Origin of the sequence: Desulfosporosinus lacus DSM 15449 (genome assembly GCF_900129935.1) — a bacterium.
Lineage (GTDB): Bacteria > Bacillota > Desulfitobacteriia > Desulfitobacteriales > Desulfitobacteriaceae > Desulfosporosinus > Desulfosporosinus lacus.
In genome coordinates, this window is the sequence record NZ_FQXJ01000008.1 from 113,940 (window position 1) to 135,567 (window position 21,628).

The 21,628-nt window shown below is 38.6% G+C and carries 26 protein-coding genes; 24 read left to right on the forward strand and 2 right to left on the reverse strand.

Annotated elements, in window-relative coordinates:
• Positions 1-457: 457 nt before the first annotated feature.
• Positions 458-1,354 (reverse strand): DUF3102 domain-containing protein, encoded by an 897-nt coding sequence (locus BUB11_RS12655; protein ID WP_073030126.1) that lies wholly within the window; start codon positions 1,352-1,354, stop codon positions 458-460.
• Positions 1,355-1,543: 189 nt separating this feature from the next.
• Between BUB11_RS12655 and BUB11_RS12660 the strand changes: the two genes are divergently transcribed.
• From BUB11_RS12660 to BUB11_RS12750, 19 genes are all read left to right on the forward strand, one after another.
• Positions 1,544-2,656 carry an oxidoreductase gene (locus tag BUB11_RS12660; protein ID WP_073030127.1) on the forward strand — a complete coding sequence of 371 codons (1,113 nt, stop codon included), beginning with the start codon at positions 1,544-1,546 and terminating at the stop codon, positions 2,654-2,656.
• A gap of 200 nt (positions 2,657-2,856) precedes the next feature.
• Entirely contained in the window at positions 2,857-3,192 is a 336-nt protein-coding gene (locus BUB11_RS12665) for a hypothetical protein (RefSeq protein WP_073030128.1), read from the forward strand.
• Between the two features lie 25 nt (positions 3,193-3,217).
• The gene (locus BUB11_RS12670) at positions 3,218-3,964 is read left to right on the forward strand and encodes a hypothetical protein (protein WP_073030129.1); all 747 of its coding nucleotides are present in this window, start codon (positions 3,218-3,220) and stop codon (positions 3,962-3,964) included.
• Positions 3,965-3,992: 28 nt separating this feature from the next.
• Positions 3,993-4,364, forward strand: a complete 372-nt coding sequence (locus tag BUB11_RS12675) for an acylphosphatase (protein ID WP_084110272.1) — start codon at positions 3,993-3,995, stop codon at positions 4,362-4,364.
• A gap of 329 nt (positions 4,365-4,693) precedes the next feature.
• A complete protein-coding gene (locus BUB11_RS12680) occupies positions 4,694-5,068 on the forward strand; it encodes a TfoX/Sxy family protein (protein WP_073030130.1) in 375 nt (124 codons plus the stop codon).
• 144 nt (positions 5,069-5,212) lie between these two features.
• The gene (locus tag BUB11_RS12685; protein WP_073030131.1) at positions 5,213-5,668 is read left to right on the forward strand and encodes a GNAT family N-acetyltransferase; all 456 of its coding nucleotides are present in this window, start codon (positions 5,213-5,215) and stop codon (positions 5,666-5,668) included.
• A gap of 242 nt (positions 5,669-5,910) precedes the next feature.
• Positions 5,911-6,288 carry a DUF4180 domain-containing protein gene (locus BUB11_RS12690; RefSeq protein WP_073030132.1) on the forward strand — a complete coding sequence of 126 codons (378 nt, stop codon included), beginning with the start codon at positions 5,911-5,913 and terminating at the stop codon, positions 6,286-6,288.
• Between the two features lie 203 nt (positions 6,289-6,491).
• Positions 6,492-6,977, forward strand: coding sequence for a GNAT family N-acetyltransferase (locus BUB11_RS12695; protein WP_073030133.1), 486 nt, complete (start codon positions 6,492-6,494; stop codon positions 6,975-6,977).
• Between the two features lie 36 nt (positions 6,978-7,013).
• Positions 7,014-7,664, forward strand: a complete 651-nt coding sequence (locus BUB11_RS12700) for a lysozyme inhibitor LprI family protein (RefSeq protein ID WP_084110273.1) — start codon at positions 7,014-7,016, stop codon at positions 7,662-7,664.
• Between the two features lie 63 nt (positions 7,665-7,727).
• Positions 7,728-8,198 carry a hypothetical protein gene (locus tag BUB11_RS12705; RefSeq protein ID WP_073030135.1) on the forward strand — a complete coding sequence of 157 codons (471 nt, stop codon included), beginning with the start codon at positions 7,728-7,730 and terminating at the stop codon, positions 8,196-8,198.
• A gap of 70 nt (positions 8,199-8,268) precedes the next feature.
• Entirely contained in the window at positions 8,269-9,336 is a 1,068-nt protein-coding gene (locus BUB11_RS12710; protein WP_073030136.1) for an EFR1 family ferrodoxin, read from the forward strand.
• A 351-nt stretch (positions 9,337-9,687) separates the two neighbouring features.
• Positions 9,688-10,299, forward strand: coding sequence for a LysE family translocator (locus tag BUB11_RS12715; RefSeq protein WP_073030137.1), 612 nt, complete (start codon positions 9,688-9,690; stop codon positions 10,297-10,299).
• 513 nt (positions 10,300-10,812) lie between these two features.
• Positions 10,813-11,679 carry a hypothetical protein gene (locus BUB11_RS12720; protein WP_073030138.1) on the forward strand — a complete coding sequence of 289 codons (867 nt, stop codon included), beginning with the start codon at positions 10,813-10,815 and terminating at the stop codon, positions 11,677-11,679.
• Between the two features lie 123 nt (positions 11,680-11,802).
• Positions 11,803-12,492 (forward strand): aspartate/glutamate racemase family protein, encoded by a 690-nt coding sequence (locus BUB11_RS12725; RefSeq protein WP_073030139.1) that lies wholly within the window; start codon positions 11,803-11,805, stop codon positions 12,490-12,492.
• 101 nt (positions 12,493-12,593) lie between these two features.
• Complete coding sequence (locus BUB11_RS12730; RefSeq protein WP_073030140.1) at positions 12,594-12,857, forward strand: hypothetical protein; 264 nt, start codon at positions 12,594-12,596, stop codon at positions 12,855-12,857.
• A gap of 44 nt (positions 12,858-12,901) precedes the next feature.
• Positions 12,902-13,132, forward strand: coding sequence for a DUF4275 family protein (locus BUB11_RS12735; RefSeq protein ID WP_159436935.1), 231 nt, complete (start codon positions 12,902-12,904; stop codon positions 13,130-13,132).
• A gap of 62 nt (positions 13,133-13,194) precedes the next feature.
• Complete coding sequence (locus tag BUB11_RS12740) at positions 13,195-13,641, forward strand: aminoacyl-tRNA deacylase (RefSeq protein WP_073030142.1); 447 nt, start codon at positions 13,195-13,197, stop codon at positions 13,639-13,641.
• A gap of 121 nt (positions 13,642-13,762) precedes the next feature.
• Positions 13,763-14,077, forward strand: coding sequence for a hypothetical protein (locus tag BUB11_RS12745; RefSeq protein WP_073030143.1), 315 nt, complete (start codon positions 13,763-13,765; stop codon positions 14,075-14,077).
• A gap of 111 nt (positions 14,078-14,188) precedes the next feature.
• Entirely contained in the window at positions 14,189-14,824 is a 636-nt protein-coding gene (locus BUB11_RS12750) for a tRNA-uridine aminocarboxypropyltransferase (RefSeq protein WP_073030144.1), read from the forward strand.
• A 92-nt stretch (positions 14,825-14,916) separates the two neighbouring features.
• Here the strand turns inward: BUB11_RS12750 and BUB11_RS12755 are convergent, their stop codons facing one another.
• A complete protein-coding gene (locus BUB11_RS12755) occupies positions 14,917-15,597 on the reverse strand; it encodes an AIM24 family protein (protein ID WP_073030145.1) in 681 nt (226 codons plus the stop codon).
• A 178-nt stretch (positions 15,598-15,775) separates the two neighbouring features.
• Between BUB11_RS12755 and BUB11_RS12760 the strand changes: the two genes are divergently transcribed.
• The 5 genes from BUB11_RS12760 to BUB11_RS12780 all read left to right on the forward strand — a co-directional run bounded on the left by BUB11_RS12760 (position 15,776) and on the right by BUB11_RS12780 (position 21,573).
• Positions 15,776-18,049: a xanthine dehydrogenase family protein molybdopterin-binding subunit gene (locus BUB11_RS12760; RefSeq protein ID WP_242947540.1), complete on the forward strand. Its 2,274-nt coding sequence runs from the start codon at positions 15,776-15,778 to the stop codon at positions 18,047-18,049.
• Positions 18,039-18,512 carry a (2Fe-2S)-binding protein gene (locus BUB11_RS12765; RefSeq protein ID WP_073030147.1) on the forward strand — a complete coding sequence of 158 codons (474 nt, stop codon included), beginning with the start codon at positions 18,039-18,041 and terminating at the stop codon, positions 18,510-18,512. The genes BUB11_RS12760 and BUB11_RS12765 overlap by 11 nt, the downstream gene beginning before the upstream one ends.
• Before the next feature lie 24 nt (positions 18,513-18,536).
• A complete protein-coding gene (locus BUB11_RS12770; protein ID WP_073030148.1) occupies positions 18,537-19,709 on the forward strand; it encodes a MalY/PatB family protein in 1,173 nt (390 codons plus the stop codon).
• 261 nt (positions 19,710-19,970) lie between these two features.
• The gene (locus tag BUB11_RS12775) at positions 19,971-20,738 is read left to right on the forward strand and encodes an ABC transporter ATP-binding protein (RefSeq protein ID WP_073030149.1); all 768 of its coding nucleotides are present in this window, start codon (positions 19,971-19,973) and stop codon (positions 20,736-20,738) included.
• Complete coding sequence (locus BUB11_RS12780) at positions 20,731-21,573, forward strand: ABC transporter permease (RefSeq protein WP_073030150.1); 843 nt, start codon at positions 20,731-20,733, stop codon at positions 21,571-21,573. The genes BUB11_RS12775 and BUB11_RS12780 overlap by 8 nt, the downstream gene beginning before the upstream one ends.
• The last annotated feature ends 55 nt before the right edge of the window (positions 21,574-21,628 follow it).

The following is a 21,628-nucleotide window of genomic DNA, read 5'->3' on the forward strand; positions in this document are numbered from 1 at the left end:
AAGATATCTTAGAAAATTTAAAACCATGAAGTTTTTGGATAACTAATCGATGTTTGGGGTCTAACTGAGTAAGATTATTAAAACCTCATAATTCTGGCATTAGTCACGGTAACACACTCAAGTGAACGCCTATTATGGAAAAGGAATGGTTCTCTTTAAAAATTGCCTATATGGATTAAAGAAACATTATAAGGATAATTAAGTCATTGTTTACAGCGCAGGAAGGGAATGCAAAATATATGTAGAAATCATAATATATCAGCTCCGCGAGAGAAGGGGGCGAGCTATTTGCCCACATTTGTTAAAAATTCGTATATTACGTACTTAAATGATACGGAGGCTCAGGGGACCGCCGTCCTTGGCGGCCTCTGAACTCTGATGCTTCTACCGTATCACCTAAAAACACAGTGATCTCTTCTGTTCCGTAGGGAGGATTAGTACCAAGTGGCCGCTGAATTTAACCCCTCTCGGAATGGGTCGTATTAATTGATAGATTCGTCTTGATAACGGGGGGCCATACTTTGAGCCTCTTCGCCATGTTTTCAACAATCATACTCGCAGTCTCTCTGTATTTTTCCTTCATCTCCGGATCCGTTCTGTTTAATGCTGTGAGCATTTTCAGCAGCTCATTGTAGGCATTAAGCATGTTATCGCGGTGAATGTTAAATTGTGTGTCGGCCGTCATGACTGAGGATTTGGTTTCCGCGATTTTGAGTTTATTTTCCAGCTCTGCAATTTTCCTGGCGGATGGGATCTCTTCTTTGGCCGCCTCCAGCTCCCTTTGCTTTAACGTAACTTTTTCTTGCTCGGCCGAGTATTTTGACTTGTATTCCTTCACCTGTATCTCCAGGTCTTTGGCCTGAGTAGATAATTGGGTGATTTCGCTGCTTTTCAAGTCCACGTCTTTTTGGAGGTCTTTTTTCTCTTGAATGGCCTGGTCTCTGTCCTTGACAGCTTGCTGCAATTCCAATTTGGTCATGTTCTCGACATCATGCTCCGCGATAAACTCATCCCGCTCCTCTTCCGGGATTCCAAGAAGGATGAGCGCCTGGGTGTAGGTCAAATTCGTCACTAGTGACGAATTTGGGTTGCCATCACTGTCGGAGGAGTCAAGCAGTTTCGTTCCATACTCTTCAAAGATCTGCATTAGTCTTTCGGCCGTTCGCTGGGAGTAACTGACCGATTCCTTCAACCACTTGCCCCATTCCCCATGCTTGAGGAGATCCTTGGCTTCCTTCAGTCGACGGCCGATCTCGACGGCATTGGTAAGCAGGATTTTACAAGTCTGTTGTTTAATTGTATTGATTTCAGCCGCGATATCGAGCGGCGTGCGTTCAGTGATCAGAGTATTCATGCTGTTTACCCGTCCTTTTTTGTAACTTTATTTATACAATATGTGGCCGGGCTTAAGAAGGTGAAGGCTCGTTCTCAAAAAAATATCCGTGGCCTGACGGCCTCACTGGGGCTCTGCCCTGTCCCCGAGGTTTAAACCGCTCAGATCTCACTTCAGCGTTGCAAGATTTGATTAACAAAGGAGGTAACTATGAGTATTTTGTTTGATCCTTTCACAATAAGAAACCTAGAGATAAGAAATCGGTTTGTCAGGTCAGCTACATACGACGGTTTTGCTAATGAAAATGGTCATGTTTCCGATGCCCAAATAAAGCTTTTCTCAGATTTAGCTGATGGCGGTGCGGGTCTAATCATAGCAGGTATAGCTTACGTTCATTATACCGGCCAGATATCACCACATCAGAACTCCATTGCGGGGGATGAATTTGTCTCAGGATTTGAAAAAGTCACAAAAGCAGTTCATGAGCGTGGCGCTAAAATTGCTATACAACTTTTTCATGGCGGAAAAGAAGCTAAGTATCTGAAGACAAAAAATATTCTTCCTTTAGCCCCATCAATTGTTGACAATGACCCTTATTACTCAGGTGAATATCGAGAAATTACAGATAGCGAAATTTGGGAGGTGATTAATGCATTTGGAGATGGAGCAATAAGAGCAAAAGCTGCAGGGTTTGATGCTGTACAGGTTCACGGTGCCCATGCTTACCTTTTAAGTCAATTTCTTTCACCTTTTACAAACCGAAGACAGGATCAATGGGGCGGAAGTCTTCAAAATCGCCTTCGTCTGCATTACGAAATATACAAAAACATTAGGAAAAAAGTTGGTGAGGATTACCCAGTATTTATTAAGATTGGGGTTCAGGATGGTTTTATTGGTGGTCTTCAGTTAGATGAGGGAAAAGAGTCCGCCAAATTACTTGCAAAATTAGGATTTGACTCTTTAGAAATTAGCCAGGGTTTAAGAGGTAAACGATATGTAGAGACTGAATACAAAGCCCATATTGATAGCCTTAACAAAGAGGCATATTATCGTGAGTGGTGTCGAGAAATTAAGAGCCAATTAGATGTACCGATCATGATAGTCGGTGGTTTAAGAACCCTGTCTCTTATGGAAGAGATTGTTCAAAATAAAGAAGCAGATTGTGTATCATTGTGCCGTCCTTTCATATGTGAACCAGGTCTTGTAAACGATTGGGAAACAAATGAACACAAGAAACTAAAATGTATTTCATGTAATAAGTGCGTTGACGCAATATACAAAGGAAAACCTATAAATTGCATCCTAACTACACCACAAATATAACTGTGGATAAGCATAATAGTACAATTTATGCTTTGTTTTACCGGGCCGTCGCCTAACAGAGTATCACCTAAAAATGGAAATATAGATAAATATGGTTGTGGCGCGTCGAGAATTCTCAGAACTTTATCCGAAACCGCTAGGTCCTTATTTGGAAAAGCAGAGGCTTTTCAGGTTAGAATGAAACTGAAAGAGGTAACAAATTGAAGACTGGTAGTATAGAAGACCATGACAATATCTCTTGTATTAAGTTATACGGCGTTGCTCTTCCCATAGAAGGTCGGCTTGCGACACTGGAGGAAGAGCGTAATATTCGTAAATGGATCAGGAGCGTTAAGCTTGTAGATGAGATAGAGGATGGTTCTTATGGGGAAGGGAAAATTGTTGTTGAGGTGATCCAAGGGAAACAGCCTGTTGAGATCAAAGCTATCGGGAGAGAAAAGATCGAAATGATAGATAATGTAGGTTTTCGGCGAGTATTGGAACATGTAGAAATGCAGGGATTACTCGATAAATTAAGTGGTTTTCAAGCGTTTTAGGTTGAAGTGAGGGGTTATAGACTTTATGAAAATTGATTTATACAGGCAGGTTCTTAAAGAGAGAGAAGATTGGGACCAATACCTTTTAAACGAGTCTTGTCTTCCTGGACCTAGAGCGAACCTTGAATTGATTGAGGCAGTTGCAGAAGAAGGAACTGAGGAAAGATTTATGCGGTACTTATCTTTCGATGCAGAGAAAGCTCCATTTGGTTCGGCAACTGAATTTTTGCCTATTTGTGGTGTTGTTGGTTTAGGAAGTCTGATATCTCAAGGAAACATGAAACATTGTGGTCTCTTGCGTGCGTCTGCTTCAGATATTAGATGGAGGATCAGAGAAGGGGTAGCGTTAGCCTTGCAAAGGTTTGGCGAATCGAATATGGAGGGGCTGTTAGATGAGATGCAAGAGTGGGCTAAAGGAACTCTGTTGGAAAAGAGGGCAGTAGTTGCGGCTTTGTGCGAACCAAAACTACTTAAGCAACCTAAAGAAATTCTAAGTGTATTACAAATTCTTGATAAAATTACACAAGACATGTTAAACACCGAAAATAGAAAAGATAAGGACTTTAAAGTACTACGAAAAACATTAGGGTATGGTTGGAGTGTTGCAGTGGTATCTGATCCTGAGAATGGAAAAAAGCTAATGGAAAAATGGTTTGTAAATGAGGATAAAGATATTAGGTGGACGATGAAGGAAAACTTGAGAAAAAAACGGTTAGTCAGAATGGATACAGATTGGACAAGAAATTGGAAATTAAATCTGGGTGTTGAATAGGCTTATACATAATTAGGGAGGTTTCGGTTTGAGGTTCATTTATTATCTAAAAAAATTGAGAGATGGCTATGTAATTAATCAAGTGAAGCATGTTGAGTTACCTTTATTTAAACCATCGCCAACTGTTAGAAAAAAGTTGATATTTTCTGGAAGAGTGCAGAAGGTAGGGTTTAGATTAGAAGTATATGAATTAGCGAACCGGCTGAATTTAACTGGTTGGGTTAAAAATAGAAACGATAAAAATGTTGAGGCTGAAGTACAGGGAGAAAATGAGATGATTATTTTCCTGATTAAATATTTAAAAACATTGAAGAGAGCATCTGTTCGTGATGTGGTAATAAACGAAATGCCGATTGTAGATGATGAGACAGATTTTGCGGTGATAAAGGAATGGTTTTAATTCGCAATTTACGTATATAGAGTACAAAATTACGTAGCTCAAGGGGCCGGCGTCCTGCGGCCTCTAAATTAGAGCATGGGGGACTCTGGAAAATATGCCTTATTGGGTTACTTTGGGTATTCGTTAAGATAAACACACAGGGCGAAAAGGAAGAAAAGGAATTTCTGTTTAATTGTAGAAATAACCAAATATTTGGGTGGCTCAAAGAGACCACTTTTTATAACGGGGGATTCCTGACACTTAGCCAAAATGAATGTAATATGGCGTCGGGAATCCCTAAACGATATAGGACATCTGGATGGTTGTAGATAAACGTGGGAGGAACATTTATGGCAATTAGCGAGAGTTATCAAGAATATGTAGTAGACCAACTTAGAGTGTTAGGTCGCGTTACTGTTAAAAAGATGTTTGGCGGTGCAGGTATTTACTATGACAGTTTAATTTTTGGATTACTTGCGGATGACGTCCTATACTTCAAAGTGGATGACTCCAATAGGGCGGACTATGAACGAACGGGAATGGAACCTTTTCAACCATTTGCTGAAAAGCCCATGGTAATGCCATATTACGAAGTTCCAGTTGATATCTTAGAAAATATTGAACTGTTAGCTGAGTGGGCTAAGAAAGCTTTAATAGCATCTGGAAATAAATACACAAAGCCTAAAAAACAAAGAATTGGAAAGAGTGGTCAATGTCTTAAGTAAATACAAATCACATGTTCCGGGAATACTTGCATTTTACAGACTCAGATATAACTTACTTTCCTTGGTTTTATTTTCAGTGTTGTTGTCATTGTTGATACTCTACTGATAATTTTGGGTAAACAATTGTTGATAAAGGAGCAAAAAATGTTAGATATACGTCGTGCTAAACCATATGAACATCAAATATTAACCGATATTGCAATTAAATCCGAGGCTTATTGGGGAAATAATTCTGATTATATGGATAAATTTAAGTCAGTATACAAGGTAACTGAAGAGTTTATATGCCATAATCCAACTTTTGTTATAGAAGATGATAATATTGTGGGATTTTACGGTATTTTGATAGATGACAAGGAAGTATTTTTAGAATACCTCTTTATTGAACCCAAAAGTATAGGTAGAGGATATGGAAAATTATTATGGATTCATTTGGTCAATACATGCAAATCTTTAAGAATTGAAGAATTTGTTATAGTTACAAGCCCTCAAGCTAAAGAATTTTATCTAAAAATGGGGGCAATACCCTTTGGAGAAGTAGAATCTCTTCTGAAAAAAGGACGTATAATTCCACGATTAATTTATACTGGACTTGTGTAAATAGTGGCTATAGTGAAAGGATGTTTGAGGGTCCGTCGTTCATGCGGACTCTGAATAAGGGGGCAGTGTAAAATGGCTGGCAAGAGGGTTTAATGAGTCTTTTAAGGAGATCAGTAAATGATTGTTAGGAAATTCGAGCATTACGATACTGGAAATTATTCTATAACTCTATATAGTTTTGGATAAATTGTTAAGGTAGCATCTGAGGCTAAAAGCTATAATGAAATTATTGGAGGATAATTGTGAGAGTTAAAATTTTGAAGGAAAATAAACTAGAAGTTGCGTTGGTAACAAGTGACGTGATCTTGTTAAAAGACGTTCAGTCAGCGCTTGACCTTATAGCAACGGTTGGGTACGAAACAGGGTGTGACTTCATGATTTTAAATAAGACAGCAATATGTGAAGAATTTTTTGACCTAAGCACTAAGATGGCCGGAGATATTTTACAAAAGTTTGTTAACTACCATATGAAGATTGCAATCTTAGGTGATTTTTCTTCCTATAAAAGCAAGAGTCTAAATGATTTCATTGATGAATGTAACAAGGGAAAGCATATCTTCTTTTTAAATAATGAAAAGCAAGCGATTGAACGATTTGCCATAATTAACGCCGCCAACTAATGGAGATGTTCTGCTCCTGTTATTTACTTATTCAGCATTTGCCATTTGATGGACCTGAAAATGTCAAATAAAGATGCCTGAAAGCAGGTTTTTTAAGGTCAATTGGTGAAAGTTACAAGGAGGCGAATATAACTGACGAGGAGAAGGGCTAGGCTAAATCATACTTTGTGTAGTTATTCACAGAAAGGAGTGGAAGACTTGCAATGAATATAATGATTAGGCGTGCTGAGGATAAAGAAAATGAGATTCTAACACTAATTGCATTCAAGGCAAAACGATATTGGAAATATCCCGAAGAGTATTTCAGTGTGTGGATGGACGAGTTGACGATTACTCCTGATTACATAAATAAGAATGAGGTTCATGTCGCAACAGTTGAGGGAAATGCAGTTGGATTTATTTCAATAGTCGAAGTTAAGAGTGATTTTCAGGTGGGAGATTTAATGATTAGAAAGGGTTTTTGGTTGGATCATATTTTTGTCCATCCATCGTTTATTGGAAACAGAGTTGGTTCGGAACTTATACTTTTTGCTAAGAAATTATGTGAAGAAAATAATATTAGTTGCTTACATATTCTTTCAGACCCTAATGCAAAAGGCTTCTATAACAGAATAGGTGCCCAATTTATTGAGGAAGTTCCGTCAAATATCAAAGGGAGAACGGTTTCATTATACAAGTTTCCAATTTGAAAATTCAAAAAAGGTTGGGATAGTTTGCCAAGATAAATGGCGCCTGAAAAATATTTTTATTGGAGAGTTTTATTTATGAAGATAATTATTAGATTCTGCATTCTGATTGCAATTAGTTTTTTACTCGCATCCTGCGGGAAAGTAGCAGTTAGTACTGAGCAATCCCAAAACGGTAGCTCCTCGCTAGAGGTAGAACAACAAGTAGCCGCTGTAGTGCGAGATCAAGTAAGTGGTAATTACGGAGTATATGATATGAAGGGTGAGCTTCTAGATAAACTAAATAACAATCCGATTGATGTCAATTATGAAGTTGAATTCAAGGAGTTGAATCAATCCGAAATCTTTTCAACATCAGCTCAGGTTGAACTTGAGTCAAAGTATACTAAATTGTGGGATACAGAGTTGAATGCTATATATAATAAACTACTCTCGAAGTTGAATCCAAAAGAGAAAGAACTATTAATTCAGTCACAAAAGGGTTGGCTACAGCATCATATGAAAGAATCGGAATTCGTTAACCAAGTGTTTAATTTGCGAGAATTAGGCCCAGTCTTTGGTAGCCAGGGGAGAGTTCAGATGCATCAAGCAATCAATGGAAGAATCCGCGAGAGAACACTGGAGTTGATGGAGTATTATTCACTCCTCGGAAATGATGTGCAATTTGTATTTATTGGCACAAAAAAATAACTTCCCCAATGCCTCTAGAAGACCAGCTGCGTATAATGGCGTATTCCCAGCAGGAGGATTGGTATGAAAAAAAGTTTGGTTATAGGGGGAATAGGTTGTCTGCTAGTTTTAGTTTTCATTCTATTCAAATCTGATGTTCCCTCAAAGATACCTGAAACTGTTGTGATGACTGGTAATCAAGATATTGAAACTGTCCTTGGATATTATAATTGGTTTGACGAGGATAAAGGCGGAAATACCGCTTTTGGAGATATACCAGAAAATCTCGTTAAAGAACTGCAAACAGGTATAGTGAAAAATGGTGAAAGAGTTTACTTTGAATTCAAGACCTCCAAACCACCTAAACGTAACACCGTTTACTTAATCGTTCCAAATGAAAAAGAACCTCTTGAATTTGGAATGATTGAACAACCATTGGATGGGAATTCATTTATTGTTCATGGAGAAGGTGGGCAATACATTTATGTGCTGACGGGTTATTGGGACGATTCCCATCACATAGACTATGCTTTTAAAGTCACTATTAACAAATAATAAGCATTATTTCCTAATGCCAATGGCCAGAATTGCGAATCATTACCCAATCGGGAGAGGGGGTTAGAGTATGCAGTATAGTTCAATGGTAATATATTTCATGAGCGGAACAGGAAACTCTTACCGAGCCTCTACATGGATAGAAGAAGCAGCTAACAAAAAAGGCGTAACCTCAAAACTAGATCAGATCTCAAAATCCTGTGAAAAATTAGATTTAGAAGAAGTAGACTTGTTAGGAGTAGTTTTTCCAACGCATGGGTTTACAGCACCTTGGCAAGTGATTAGACATGCTTTGCGCCTGCCACGTGGAAATAGAAAACATGCTTATGTCATAGCAACAAGAGCTGGGACTAGAATTGCGTCAATTCCGTTCCCAGGATTCGAAGGTACCGCAGGTTATCTCATTGCACTCATACTTTTTTTAAAGGGTTACGCCGTTCGTGGTGTCATGGGGCTTGATATGCCATCTAACTGGATGTCTCTGCATTGGGGTTTAAATCTCGAAAACTCGAGATTTATCATTCGTAGAGCAAGGGTAAAAACCGATCTTTTTATGAAAAGTATTTTAGAAGGAAAAAGAGTGTACAGGGGATTTATATGTTTATTTTTAGGATTGATTCTGAGTTCTATTTCGCTAGGTTATTTAGTCATAGGCCGATTTTTTCTATCAAAATTGTTTTTTGCTTCGGGAAATTGTTCAGGTTGCGGTTTATGTGCTAATAGTTGCCCAGTTCAGGCAATAAGAATGGTAGGAAGTAATAAACCGCGTCCTTATTGGACATTTGCTTGTGAAAGTTGTATGAGATGTATGGGCTATTGCCCTAACAAAGCGGTTGAAGCAAGCCATTCATTTGCAATCATTTTATATTTCATTGCCACATTACCAGTATCTTTTTATGTATTAAATGAATTAGGAAAAATTATACCGATAGAACATTATCTTTTCTTATATAACGTTGTGCTTAATTATATTTACATATTGATTTCTTTTTTTGTTGCGTACCTTATTCTTTCTGTACTTATTAAAAATCCCTTTCTTAATAAGCTGTGTACCTACACAACCTTTACCCACTTATATCGTAGGTATCACGAGCCTGACACTTCGCTAATAGATATTGCAGAAAGAAAAAAAGTTTGACCAGGAGCGGCTTTGGCTGACAAAGACAATAATAGATTGATTTATGTAGAAATTACTTTTTGTGATTATTTCAGCGACATAAACTATGAAGAAATAATTGTGATAAAGAATATCTTCCTAAAGGTTTCGATGCAAAATTAGGAAATTCTACCCGACGAGCTTTCGAGAAGGGCGAGTTAAATAAATAAGTATTAGGGGAATAACACAGCCATTCTAGCTTGCAAAGGCCGCGCTAGTGAGATTATGAGCATTATCCTTGGTATTGTCCGAAGGAATAGCTACTCAGGTAGTTTTGACGCTCCGTGAATGACTAAAACGTTAAATTACGAATGAAAGAATGGATTTGAGGATGTGGATTTTGATTTTTTAATTAAGGGTATAATTATTGGGTTCTCAATTGCTGCACCGGTCGGACCGATTGGAGTTCTTTGTATAAGGCGGACATTGACAGAGGGGAGATTATCTGGCTTTTTATCAGGATTAGGTGCTGCCACGGCTGATGCTTCCTATGGAATGATGGCTGGTTTTGGCCTAGCAAGCATATCAAACTTCTTGATAGGGCAACAAATTTGGCTGAGGATTATTGGAGGAATTTTTCTTTTATATTTAGGAATTAAAATGTTTATAACGAAACCTTCAGATGAAGAGGTATCGTCTAAACGACATGGACTAATAGGGAGTTATATTTCTGCATTTTTCCTTACAATTGTAAACCCAATGACGATCATTTCTTTTGCCGCAGTCTTTGCTGGATTGGGGATAGGGACAATTCAAACTGATTATTTTTCGTCGTTGATATTAGTTATGGGAGTCTTTGTTGGATCAGGTTTATGGTGGTTGACTTTAAGTTCAACTGTTCATGTACTCGGAAAGAGATTTGACACTAAGAAGTTGGGGTGGGTAAATAAGGTCTCAGGAATAATAATATTGATATTTGGTTTTATTGCCCTGGCGAGCATCTGAGGGCGCAACCCTATATATCAAAGGGTTTGAGAAACTTTGCCAAGAAAAATTCAGGTTTTATTAAAGTCAATCTAAATCATAAGGGGCTTCCGTGAATGGCAGCCTCTAAATCACTAGGCGCTATACATCGTATAAGTATTCGCGAAATTAACCAAGATGAAAGCGGTTATGGTGCGTGGAAGTAAGGAAGGGAAATGAGTGGACATTTTGAAAATTATCTGGCTTTTGTTTATTGGCGTAGTATTACATTTGGCTACACTTCTGTTGTCCAGAGAGGTTGACCCAGTTGATGGCTCTAATGCCGTAATATAAGAATACATTTTTTGAGGTAATACCGTCGAGCAACCTAAGTCGAAAAAAGCTTGAATGTTATTTGTGGGATGAAAGTTTCGATTTTGCTCATACTCTATATATCATAAAATGAAGAAGAATAATTACCATTTTTATAGCTTGTGGATTATAGGGATTTTTACCTATAATCCTGAAGATTTTTATATATAGGGGTGAGAGAGTTTGGGTATTGTCCAGATTGTATTTACTATAGTTCTTATTTTAGGACTCGTTTATCTGTACAAACGAAGTGATAGATCAGAGGACTTACTTTTATTGAAACTATTGGGGTATTATTTATTGGGTAGTTTTAGATTTAACTTCAACAAAATTGCTATCCCCTTTGGATTTCTTGTTTATTTGCTATTTCTACATCCCAATCAAAACGCAAGAAGTAAACGACAGGCTGCAGGTTTGGGATTAGTATTTTTAATTGTCGGCTTAGCCCAGCCAACAGTTGAAAACTATCTTTATCAACTTCCAATAGAGGTTAAATCAGAATCAGTTAACTTGTATGATATTAACTTTCCAAATGACTGGCAATCATTGCAACAACAACTTCAACTTACAGAAGATGTTAGATTAGTGGATTTTTACTCAGGATTTGAATCTGACGGCAGCATTAGGGAACTGAGTTATAAACTAATTAGCCAGAAAGATGGAGGTATCGTTCATTACAATGTTAATCTGGAAAAGCAACATCAGGCATATGTAATACGTCGGTCAAAGATTGACCGTTGGTTACAATACGATCAAGAAATAACTGCTCAAAGGTTTTTTGAAGCAGTTGAAAGCTTAGACATCAATAAGCTCAAACCAAAAGGGGATTATGGTTGGTATACCATGTCCAGCCAAGGGGTATTGAGTTACGATATTCCAAATCATGATAAATACATTCTTGACAACAATGGAGATGTTCTAGCAGTAGGTAATGAAGAGTTGCCTATTAGAGGTTATTTTATCTCACTATATGGAATGTACAAGTTGAATGAAATAACACATGAGGGCCGAGGATTTAAGGATTATTTCTATTATATTGTGAAGAACTAAGCCGGTTGCTTCACAAGAGAGAATTCCCGGCACTTAGAGGACGATACATATGACTGGGACACTGCGGGAACATCTGATCATTAGATTGTAGGCTTAAATTTAAATAAACTGGAGGGGAAATCGATGAAGACAATTGGATTAATTGGAGGGATGAGTTGGGAATCGTCATCCGAATATTATCGAATTATTAATGAAGAAGTTAAGAACCGCCTTGGAGGTTTGCATTCGGCAAAATGCGTTCTATACAGCGTGGACTTCGAGGAAATAGAGATCTGTCAAAGGAATGGTGAATGGGGAAAAGCTGCGCAGATTCTAGCTAATGCTGCACGCAGTCTTGAGAAAGCAGGGGCAGACTTTATTGTTATTTGCACAAATACTATGCACAAAGTTGCTGATGATATTCAGGCAGGTATTAGTATTCCATTACTTCACATTGCGGATATCACTGCAGAACAAGTTCTACTGAATGGAATAAAAACAGTCGGACTGCTTGGAACCAGATACACAATGGAACAGGATTTTTACAAATCACGCCTAGAGAATCGAAGTATAAAGGTTTTAATTCCTAAGGAAACAGATAGAGAGATAGTCAACACTGTAATTTATAAAGAACTATGCCTGGGACAAATCATTGACTCATCTAGAGTCAGTTATAAAAGAATTATTGAAGATTTAATAAAGCAAGGTGCAGAGGGAATCATCCTTGGATGTACGGAAATTGGCTTATTAGTTAAATCAGAAGATTCGACTGTGCCGTTATATGATACGACCTTGATTCATGCAATAGGTGCGGTAAACTTTTCCCTTGATTAATCTGGGTATTCTTTCAGGCGCTGAGTAAGTAGATTTCTATTTGAAGTTCGAGATACTAAAAGGAAAGTATGATCTGGAATGCTTTGATAGGAGGCAAGGAAATGTCTGATTTCGTAGAAGGTTTAAAGAGAGGCGCAAAAGCTTTTAAAAGGGCTTTAGGTCCTAGTCGATATGAAGCTGCGAATATCAAGGTCATCTGTCCCCATTGTCAGAATGACATTTTTGACGAGGGATCTGCTCAATTGAATACAGCAGGTGCTAGTTTATTGAACCTAGATTGGCTAAATAAATCGGCAAAGATTCTAGTGTGTACTAAGTGTGGATTAATTCAATGGTTCGGAAAGTCTTTAGAAAAGATCAACTAGGGTGTTAGCCTTCAGCTATGAAAAAGAGTTACCGTTAAAAAATCGTGAGGCACGTGAAGCCTTATAAAGTACTGAAAAAAGAAGTGATTGGCTTCTTTCAGCATAATAAAGATGTATTTATATATGACAATGCAGTATTATTAAAAGACAATGAAATTGATATGGAGGATGACATATATCTCATTGACTTAGATTTTGATTGGACGTATGTTGTTACGCATGAGAAAAACAGCGTGGTCCATACTTCTTTAGAAATAATCATAGATAATTTCTAAGTTTACCGGATTCAAGAAGATATAAGAGAGAGGTTTACAAAAACAAAGGAGGGAATGACCGGGTGGGAGATTTGCAGTCACTCCTTAAAGATAACAACATTCCATATGAATTAATCGATCATGATATTGCAATCCGAACAGCCCAGGAAGGTGCAACATATTTCGGAATTAACGTTGGTCAAACTGCACCGACACTAATACTAAAGACAGACAAAGGGTTCTTCTCATTAATTGTGTCGGGGGATAGGGGCTATATAGATTTCGAGGAAGTAGCAAATATTATTGGATGCAAAAAGGTAAAGCTTGCCGGGGCGCAAGAGGTAGAGGAGGTAACCGGTTTTGTGGTAGGAAGTATCCCCTTAGTGGGACTTGATTTACCTTGTGTTCTTGATAAACGATTATTTAAATACTCTAATATATACGGAGGTTCGGGAAAGGCAACACGAACTTTAATTGTTAACCCTAGTGCACTGGAGAAGTTAAACAGAATTGTTGCAGTTATTGAGTAAGGCAAGGAGAACAAGCGACTTAGAGAAAGCAATCGTTTGTTTGAAGACGGGAAAGCCTGATTACTCTAATTACGCTTGTCTGTGGGGATGAGTACTATGTCCAAAAGGAGTGGGATAAATAATGAAAATTAGAAATAAAGAGTTAGGAATTGGAACAATATCATTAGTATTATTCATAGTTGGTGTCTTGTTTGGGATTTCGTTTAGAAATATTTGTATTGGTGATTATCTATTAAATGGAATTGGGCTGAAGTCATGGTCTAATGGTGACTCCGGTATTCATTATACGGTTTTTTACTCGTTAGCATTTTTTATTCCATCATTTTTTATCGGACTAAATTATAAAGATAACTTCGGTTCAAAAGCAAGATATATGTCTGCTATAATTTCAGGCACTATTATATTTTGCTATTCGGGGCAGTTATTAAATTGGTAATATTAAATTGGTAATATTAAATTGCTCCGGGTCAAAACTGAAAAAGGAATATGGATAAATCTGTGAGAAAGATTAGGTTGTACTAAAGCACTTTTAAGGAGTATGCAAGAAATGGATAATAATAATTTTAAGGTTAAGCAGATTACACGGTTGTATGAAAGTTGTAATCAATGTGGTTTGCCAACTTTGACTTGCATATGTAATCTTGTTACTCCGATAAATACAAAAGCAAAGTTTTGGGTTTTAGCAAGTAAAAGTGAATTTTATAGACCTTCGAATACGGGAAGATTGCTTAAGTTAATAAACCCTAACTCCACCGAAGTATTTCTATGGGAACGTACTGCACCTTCTTTAAAACTGTTAGAGAATATAACTGCCTATAATGGTAGAACGTTTTTACTATTTCCATCTGAAGGTGAGGATTTGGTTAATAAAACTGCAGACTATCTTCAAGATGGAGAGAACGCATTTATTTTAATTGATGGAACATGGAAGGAAGCCAGAAAGATAATTAGAAAGAGTTATTATTTACAGAATCTCCCGCTTGTCTCAATAAAGCCAGAATATGAATCCAAATTTATTTTGCGAAAAGGTAGAGTTGAAGGTACTCTTTGCACTATTGAAGCGGCAATGGAAATTCTAAGAATTACTGGTGAGACAGGGCAACAGGAAATTATCGATAAATACTTCAATCTATTTCTTAAACATTATAAAGCAGGGGCTAGCTCACATCTACCTAAAGAATAGCGATTCAATGTGTTCGTACTGGCGGTCGTATTGCCTACTCTAATGAACATTTAGCTCTTAAAAGCCACTATTTTGGTAAACCGTGTCTCAGGCTAATCTACACTAACCTTTAATCCAGATAATCGCTCAGACGGTTGAACGAGAACCATTTGGTTAGTTTGATTAAACTGAAACTGATAGGATTCTCCGGAGGTTTGTCCAATCGCTGTTTTCCAGCTGAAGTTGTTCATTGACACACTTGGATCTCCGCCGCCGTTTGCTTCACTTGTCCATGCTACTACAGCATCAGGATCAACAACACAGGGTGCTTCAAGCATGAGCGGATTACCATCGGTTATTACGGCAACTTGTTGGGGCAGGTTTGAGAAGTTGCTAAGGACAGTTGTCGCTAATCCTTTTTGAGATAATACTCCACTTCCGATAAAACGTATATCGTATTTGAGGTCTGTGGGAAAAGCTAGCAGATTTTCACTCTCAACCGATAAGCAATCCCCAGGCTCCAGTTCAAAAACTGAAACATGATAAGCGTTTTTAGCTAAATAAATGACGCCTGAGCCTTCGACAGTCATTAGTTCAATATTTTCCCCGGTTAGTTTTCTTTTTGCCATACCTAAGAGAGAGCCCATAACTCCTCCACCATTGTCTGGCCCCAGCAACATCTTGTCAAACTTGAAGTTCCCTTTAAAGGCAACCATTGCTCCCTTCTTTGCAATAAACTTACCAGTACCTTCTATTTTACAGCTTAGTTCTTCCTCTACATAAAACTTAAACATGATTATAAACCTCCTTGAATTGTTACTGCTTTTGTCTATTCATATAGATAGGTTAAATATATAACAAAAGGACTGTCAGTACAATGAAACAGAACACATTGCTTATATATAGAAGCGATGTTTAATTTGCTAATTAGAGGTAGTAAATGGGTATTCGTAAGTATCAATAATCTGAGGAGTGAGAGTATTGGACAAGGATTTTAAATACGTTGGACACACTTTTCCAATTCATGATGCACCGCAAAAAGTGAGAGGAAGTTTAGGATATCTAAGTGATATAAAACTGCCTGATATGTTATATGCGAAACTGCTTTTAAGTCCAATTGCCCATGCACTTATTACCAGAATTGATACAAGCAAAGCAGAAGCTTTACCAGGGGTTATGGGAGTTTTCACTCATTTGAATACTCCAAGCAAAACATACAGTCGCTATCGAATTGTACCTAACCAAGAATTTTGCCTAGAGGATGAGCGTTTATTAACAGACAAGGTGAGGTTCGCAGGAGATCGGGTTGCAGTAGTGGTGGCAGACAGCAAAGAAATTGCCAAGCAGGCCATTGAACTAATTCAAGTGGAATATAAGGCTTTGCCAGTACTAAGTACTCCTGAGAAAGCCTTGCAAGAACAGGTGACTCGAATTCATCCCGAGGGGAATTTGCTTCACGAATATGAATACAAGCTAGGGGAACAGCTTCCACTTACTGAGGACTGTGTAGTTGTTGAAACTGTAACTAATACTCAGAAAGTCCATCATGCAGCAATGGAAACTCATGTTTGTCTTGCGGATTTTGATAGTTCGGAGAAGTTGACTCTCTGGGCGGCTTGTCAAGGAGTTTTTGGCGTTAGAACCATTGTCGCTGATTTACTGGAATTGAGTTATAACAAAGTCAGAGTCATTAAAGTACCCATGGGAGGGTCATTCGGCGGAAGACAAGAAACCATCTTAGAGCCGCTGACGGCTTTTTTGGCTAAGGAACTTAGGCGTCCTGTCAAATTAAGCTTGACGAGGGAAGAAACGATTATCTCTACCATGACCAGACCGGCGACAACCTCCAGGATACGAACTAAAGTAACAAAGGAAGGCTTTCTCGCGGAATGCAGTGTGGATACAGTTTTGGATGCCGGGGCGTATGCGACCAGCTCAATTGACAATACTTATGTAATGTCTAAAAAGATTTGCAAATTGTATAGAATACCTTACTATGAACATTCGGGCAAAACCGTCTATACGAATACGCCTGTTGCTGGTGGAGCGCGAGGGTGGGGAGCGCCGGAAATAATGACTGCCATTGAAATTCATATGGATGAGGTGGCAAAAAGGTTAGGCATGGATTTGATAGAATTTAGGCTCAAGAATCTTGTCCATCCGTATGACCTAGATAAAACATCTCAAATATCTTTGGGCAATGCTCGTGTGATAGACTGCCTGGAGAAAGGTGCCGAAGCCTTTGGTTGGGGTAAAAGATTCAAGAGGGAGACGGACCAAGGCAGATTTCGCAGAGGGGCAGGATTGGCCTGCGCTGCTCATAAAAATGGAATGTATGGTGGATTTCCTGAACACAGTACAATGACCCTTAAAATGAACGAGGACGGCTCTTTCATTCTTAATACAGGTCTTCATGAACTAGGATGTGGAACAATTACCTCCATTACACAAATTGCGGCAGAGGTTTTAGATATTGACCCCAAATATATTAGTACATTAGAGGCAGATACAGAATGCGGTCCTTATGATTTTGGCTCTTATGGAAGCAGAGTGACCTATATATGTGGTGCTTGTGCCTACGAGGTTGCACAGCTTATAAAAAAGAGAATATTGGAATGTGCTTCACAAATTTTACAAAAGCCTATCCAGTATTTAGAGGACAAAGATGGAAGAGTCTGGGTAAGCGGGGATGAACAACACTCAATAAGTTATCGTGATATCGCAACAACAGCAAAAATAAAGCATAATACCGACATTGTTATTACCCATACCTATCATGGGACGTCTAATCCAGGGGCTTATGCAGTTCATTTTGCCGAAGTCGAGGTTGACACAGCGACAGGCAGGGTTCGGGTTACAGATTATCTAGCAGCACATGATATTGGGAAAGCCATTAATCCTGGGATGGTCGAAGGGCAGATTCAAGGTGGCGTTCAAATGGGGATAGGCTATGCTTTATATGAAGAAATTAGGGTAGGTAAGGATGGAAGTATTCTGAACAGCAGTCTGAAAAATTATCATGTTCTTAATGCGCCGGACATGCCCGAGGTGAACATTCTACTGATAGAACAAGGTGGAGATGAAGGCCCTTATGGTGCAAAGAGTATCGGGGAAATTGCCTTTGTTCCTGTTGCAGCAGCGGTAGTTAATGCCGTTAATAATGCACTTGGAACCTCTATCTCCAATATGCCTCTCACACCAGAAAAGATCTTGAATGCCTTGGGGGTGAAAAAACATGCAAATTGAGTTTAAGGTCAACGGAAAAGAACATAATATGAATGTTCAGCCAACCATAAGGTTGATAGATTTATTGAGAGAAGAATTGGGGTTAACAGGAACCAAAGAGGGATGTGGTGAAGGAGAGTGTGGATCCTGCACTGTAATCATGAACGGCAAGGCTGTAAATTCCTGCTTAGTTCTTGCACCTCAAATTCGAGGTCAGGAGATTTTCACAATAGAAGCCCTAGAACAGGATGGACAATTGAGTAAAATACAACAATCCTTTATTAATAATAGTGCAGTTCAGTGTGGCTACTGTACACCAGGAATGCTGATGTCGGCCAAGGCACTCTTAATGGTAAATTCTCACCCTTCAGCAAAAGAGATTAAAACGGCAATTGCCGGCAATTTATGCAGATGTACCGGATACAACAAAATAGTGCAGGCGATTCAAGAGGTCGCTGTTGGGGATCAAAAGTTGGAGACTTGAAATTGGATAAAGGAGACTTTATTTATGAACTGCGATTTTGACCGAATTATTGATCGTCGCCAGACATGCTCAGTGAAATGGGATTTCAATCAGAAAATTTTTGGGTGTGAGGATATTCTGCCATTGTGGGTAGCAGACATGGACTTTCAAGCTCCAGAAGCTGTTATTGAAGCGTTGGTTAATCGTGCGAAGCATGGGATATTTGGTTATTCTGATGGAATGGACGGTTATTATGAATCCCTGAGTACATGGATGCATGAGCACCATGGTTGGGAGATCCAACGAGACTGGGTCTCCTTTAGCCCGGGAATAGTTTTTGCTTTATATCAATTGGTACGAAGTCTAACCAAACCAGGGGATAAAATTCTCCTTCAATCCCCAGTATATCCGCCCTTCTTTAAGGCAGTAAAAAACAATGGCCGAGAGCTTGTAAACAGCCAATTAAGATTTATTCAAGGTCGTTATACCATGGATTTTGAGGACTTAGAAAAGAAGTTTTCCAGCGGAGTTAAGATGATGATTTTATGCAACCCTCATAATCCAGTGGGGCGCGTTTGGGAGAGAGAGGAACTAGATCGCTTAGGTCAGCTTTGCCTTGCTCATGATGTCCTTGTTATCTCTGATGAAATACATGGGGATCTTATCTACCAGGGACATCGCCATATCCCCTTTGCTGCTCTTTCACCAGAATTGGCTCTCAAATCGATTGTTTGTACAGCACCTAGCAAGACATTTAACCTGGCAGGTTTACAAACTTCAAATTTGATTATTCCAAATCCCGAATATAGACAAGCATTTCAAGAGACACGAGACTTGACAGGGATTCATAATCCCAATGTTTTTGGAATAACAGCTTTGGAAGCGGCTTACAGGCATGGCGGGGATTGGTTGAATCAGCTTATGGTTTATTTGCAAGGAAATGTAGAATTCATTATGTCGTCCCTTGACACTGTCCCACAGATTCAGACAGTTAGACCTGAGGGCACCTACCTGATGTGGTTAGATTTTAGGGAATTAGGAATGGAACCTAAAGAATTGCAAAAGTTTTTGGTGCACAAGGCTGGGGTGGGGCTAAATCCCGGCTTTCAGTTTGGTCCTGGTGGAGACGGTTTTGCACGGCTTAATATCGGCTGCTCCCGTTCCATACTTGAAGAAGGTTTTGAACGTATCAGAGTCGCAATTGATGGATTGGGCTAAAAGATGCTGAACTAACGCATCAGCGAATTTAATAGTGACCCAAAAGAGCTTTAGAGAACTTATTTTAGGAGTTTTCTAAAGCTCTTTTGAATTAAATTCGTTTAGCTTTTTTAAGATTAGGAGTTGTTATTACTGGTTTTTACAATGTGATTATTGATTAGAGTCTCTAATTGTTATTTGGTAAATTTACGAATTGTTCACCGATGAATATACTTCCCAATAAACTAATAAAAACAGAGATGTGTTAAGGGGGGAATGCCGTTGAAACCAGTCGTCGAAGTTCATAACGTAGGAATGAAATATCAATCCCTCAATGGAGAAATAACAGCCTTGGATAATATCAATTTTTCAGTGAACGATGGAGAGTTCGTTAGTATTGTCGGCCCAAGCGGTTGTGGGAAATCCACCTTATTATCGATTATTTCGGGACTTATTTTTTCAACCTCTGGTACGGTTTTCCTTTCTGGGGAAAAGGTCATGGGGACGTCTCCGAAAATAGGGTATATGTTACAAAAGGATCATCTTTTTAACTGGAGAACCATTTACCAAAATGTCATGCTCGGACTCGAAATAAGAAAAAATGTTACACCTTCAACGAAGGAGCATGCCATAAAACTCCTAAGAACATACGGTCTTTACGAATTTAAGGATAAATATCCTAACCAGCTTTCGGGAGGAATGAGACAAAGAGTGGCTCTTATAAGAACGCTTGTGACTGATCCTCAAATTCTGTTATTAGATGAAGCTTTCTCTGCATTGGACTATCAAACCAGGCTGGTGGTCAATGATGATATCTATGACATTATCAAAAAGGAGAATAAAACTGCACTGCTGGTCACCCATGACATTTCCGAGAGTATCAGCATGGCGGACCGAGTAGTCCTATTATCGAAGCGACCTGGAACAGTGAAAAATATCTATGAAATCAATCTGAACTGTGATAACAGGACCCCCTTATCGTCTCGAGAAACACCAGAGTTTAGGCATTATTTTCAAGAGATATGGAAGGGGCTTGATGTCCATGTTTAATATGAAGAAAGACAGTGTTTCCTATAGGGCTCAGCTCTCTGGCATTTCTCCCGAACATAAAGACTATCTCCATCGAGTTAGGATGGAAAAAATATTTGTTCGTGTTATACAGTTATTAATTTTTTGTACTGCCTTGTTGCTTTGGGAAATATGTGCTAATGCCAAAATTGTAGATCCGTTTATCACAAGTCAGCCATCAAGGGTTTTAAAAACTGTGATTAGGTTATATGTAGATGGTGTGCTTTTTCAGCACATTGGAATAACCTGTCTGGAAGCTATTGTTGGTTTTGTCTTAGGGACAGTGTTAGGTACGTTAATTGCCATTATGTTATGGTGGTCTGAATTTTTGTGTAAAGTCTTAGAACCTTATTTAGTAGTTCTGAACAGTTTGCCTAAAATCGCACTAGGTCCTGTCTTCATTGTTTGGATTGGTGCAGGCCCTGCGGCGATTATTGTTATGACCTTGGCAATTTCTCTTATTGTCACAGTTTTAGAAGTATTGAATGGATTCTTAACCATTGATCAAGAAAAGATTAAGCTTGTTCAGACCTTCGGCGGCACAAAATTCCAAGTTCTTACAAAGGTTCTGCTTCCCGCCTCATACCCAACCTTTATAAATGCTCTCAAGATTAATGTCGGATTATCCTGGGTGGGAGTTATTGTTGGAGAGTTCTTAGTATCTAAAGCCGGATTAGGGTATCTCATAGTTTACGGAGGTCAAGTTTTCAAATTAGATCTAGTGATGACTAGTGTCATCATCTTAGGTGTGGCAGCTACAGTAATGTATCAGGGGGTGGTATACCTTGAAAAAATGCTTGTAAAAAATAAGACTTGAGCAAGTGGTTTCTCTATATTTAAGCAAGTATTTCTAATCAAATAAAGGAGGATCC

Bases quoted from the DNA above. Each gene is read 5' to 3' on its own strand.
- BUB11_RS12655 (WP_073030126.1), bottom strand. From the start codon at position 1,354: ATGAATACTCTGATCACTGAACGCACGCCGCTCGATATCGCGGCTGAA.
- BUB11_RS12660 (WP_073030127.1), top strand. From the start codon at position 1,544: ATGAGTATTTTGTTTGATCCTTTCACAATAAGAAACCTAGAGATAAGA.
- BUB11_RS12670 (WP_073030129.1), top strand. From the start codon at position 3,218: ATGAAAATTGATTTATACAGGCAGGTTCTTAAAGAGAGAGAAGATTGG.
- BUB11_RS12680 (WP_073030130.1), top strand. From the start codon at position 4,694: ATGGCAATTAGCGAGAGTTATCAAGAATATGTAGTAGACCAACTTAGA.
- BUB11_RS12685 (WP_073030131.1), top strand. From the start codon at position 5,213: ATGTTAGATATACGTCGTGCTAAACCATATGAACATCAAATATTAACC.
- BUB11_RS12695 (WP_073030133.1), top strand. From the start codon at position 6,492: ATGAATATAATGATTAGGCGTGCTGAGGATAAAGAAAATGAGATTCTA.
- BUB11_RS12700 (WP_084110273.1), top strand. From the start codon at position 7,014: ATGGCGCCTGAAAAATATTTTTATTGGAGAGTTTTATTTATGAAGATA.
- BUB11_RS12705 (WP_073030135.1), top strand. From the start codon at position 7,728: ATGAAAAAAAGTTTGGTTATAGGGGGAATAGGTTGTCTGCTAGTTTTA.
- BUB11_RS12710 (WP_073030136.1), top strand. From the start codon at position 8,269: ATGCAGTATAGTTCAATGGTAATATATTTCATGAGCGGAACAGGAAAC.
- BUB11_RS12725 (WP_073030139.1), top strand. From the start codon at position 11,803: ATGAAGACAATTGGATTAATTGGAGGGATGAGTTGGGAATCGTCATCC.
- BUB11_RS12730 (WP_073030140.1), top strand. From the start codon at position 12,594: ATGTCTGATTTCGTAGAAGGTTTAAAGAGAGGCGCAAAAGCTTTTAAA.
- BUB11_RS12745 (WP_073030143.1), top strand. From the start codon at position 13,763: ATGAAAATTAGAAATAAAGAGTTAGGAATTGGAACAATATCATTAGTA.
- BUB11_RS12750 (WP_073030144.1), top strand. From the start codon at position 14,189: ATGGATAATAATAATTTTAAGGTTAAGCAGATTACACGGTTGTATGAA.
- BUB11_RS12755 (WP_073030145.1), bottom strand. From the start codon at position 15,597: ATGTTTAAGTTTTATGTAGAGGAAGAACTAAGCTGTAAAATAGAAGGT.
- BUB11_RS12765 (WP_073030147.1), top strand. From the start codon at position 18,039: ATGCAAATTGAGTTTAAGGTCAACGGAAAAGAACATAATATGAATGTT.
- BUB11_RS12770 (WP_073030148.1), top strand. From the start codon at position 18,537: ATGAACTGCGATTTTGACCGAATTATTGATCGTCGCCAGACATGCTCA.
- BUB11_RS12780 (WP_073030150.1), top strand. From the start codon at position 20,731: ATGTTTAATATGAAGAAAGACAGTGTTTCCTATAGGGCTCAGCTCTCT.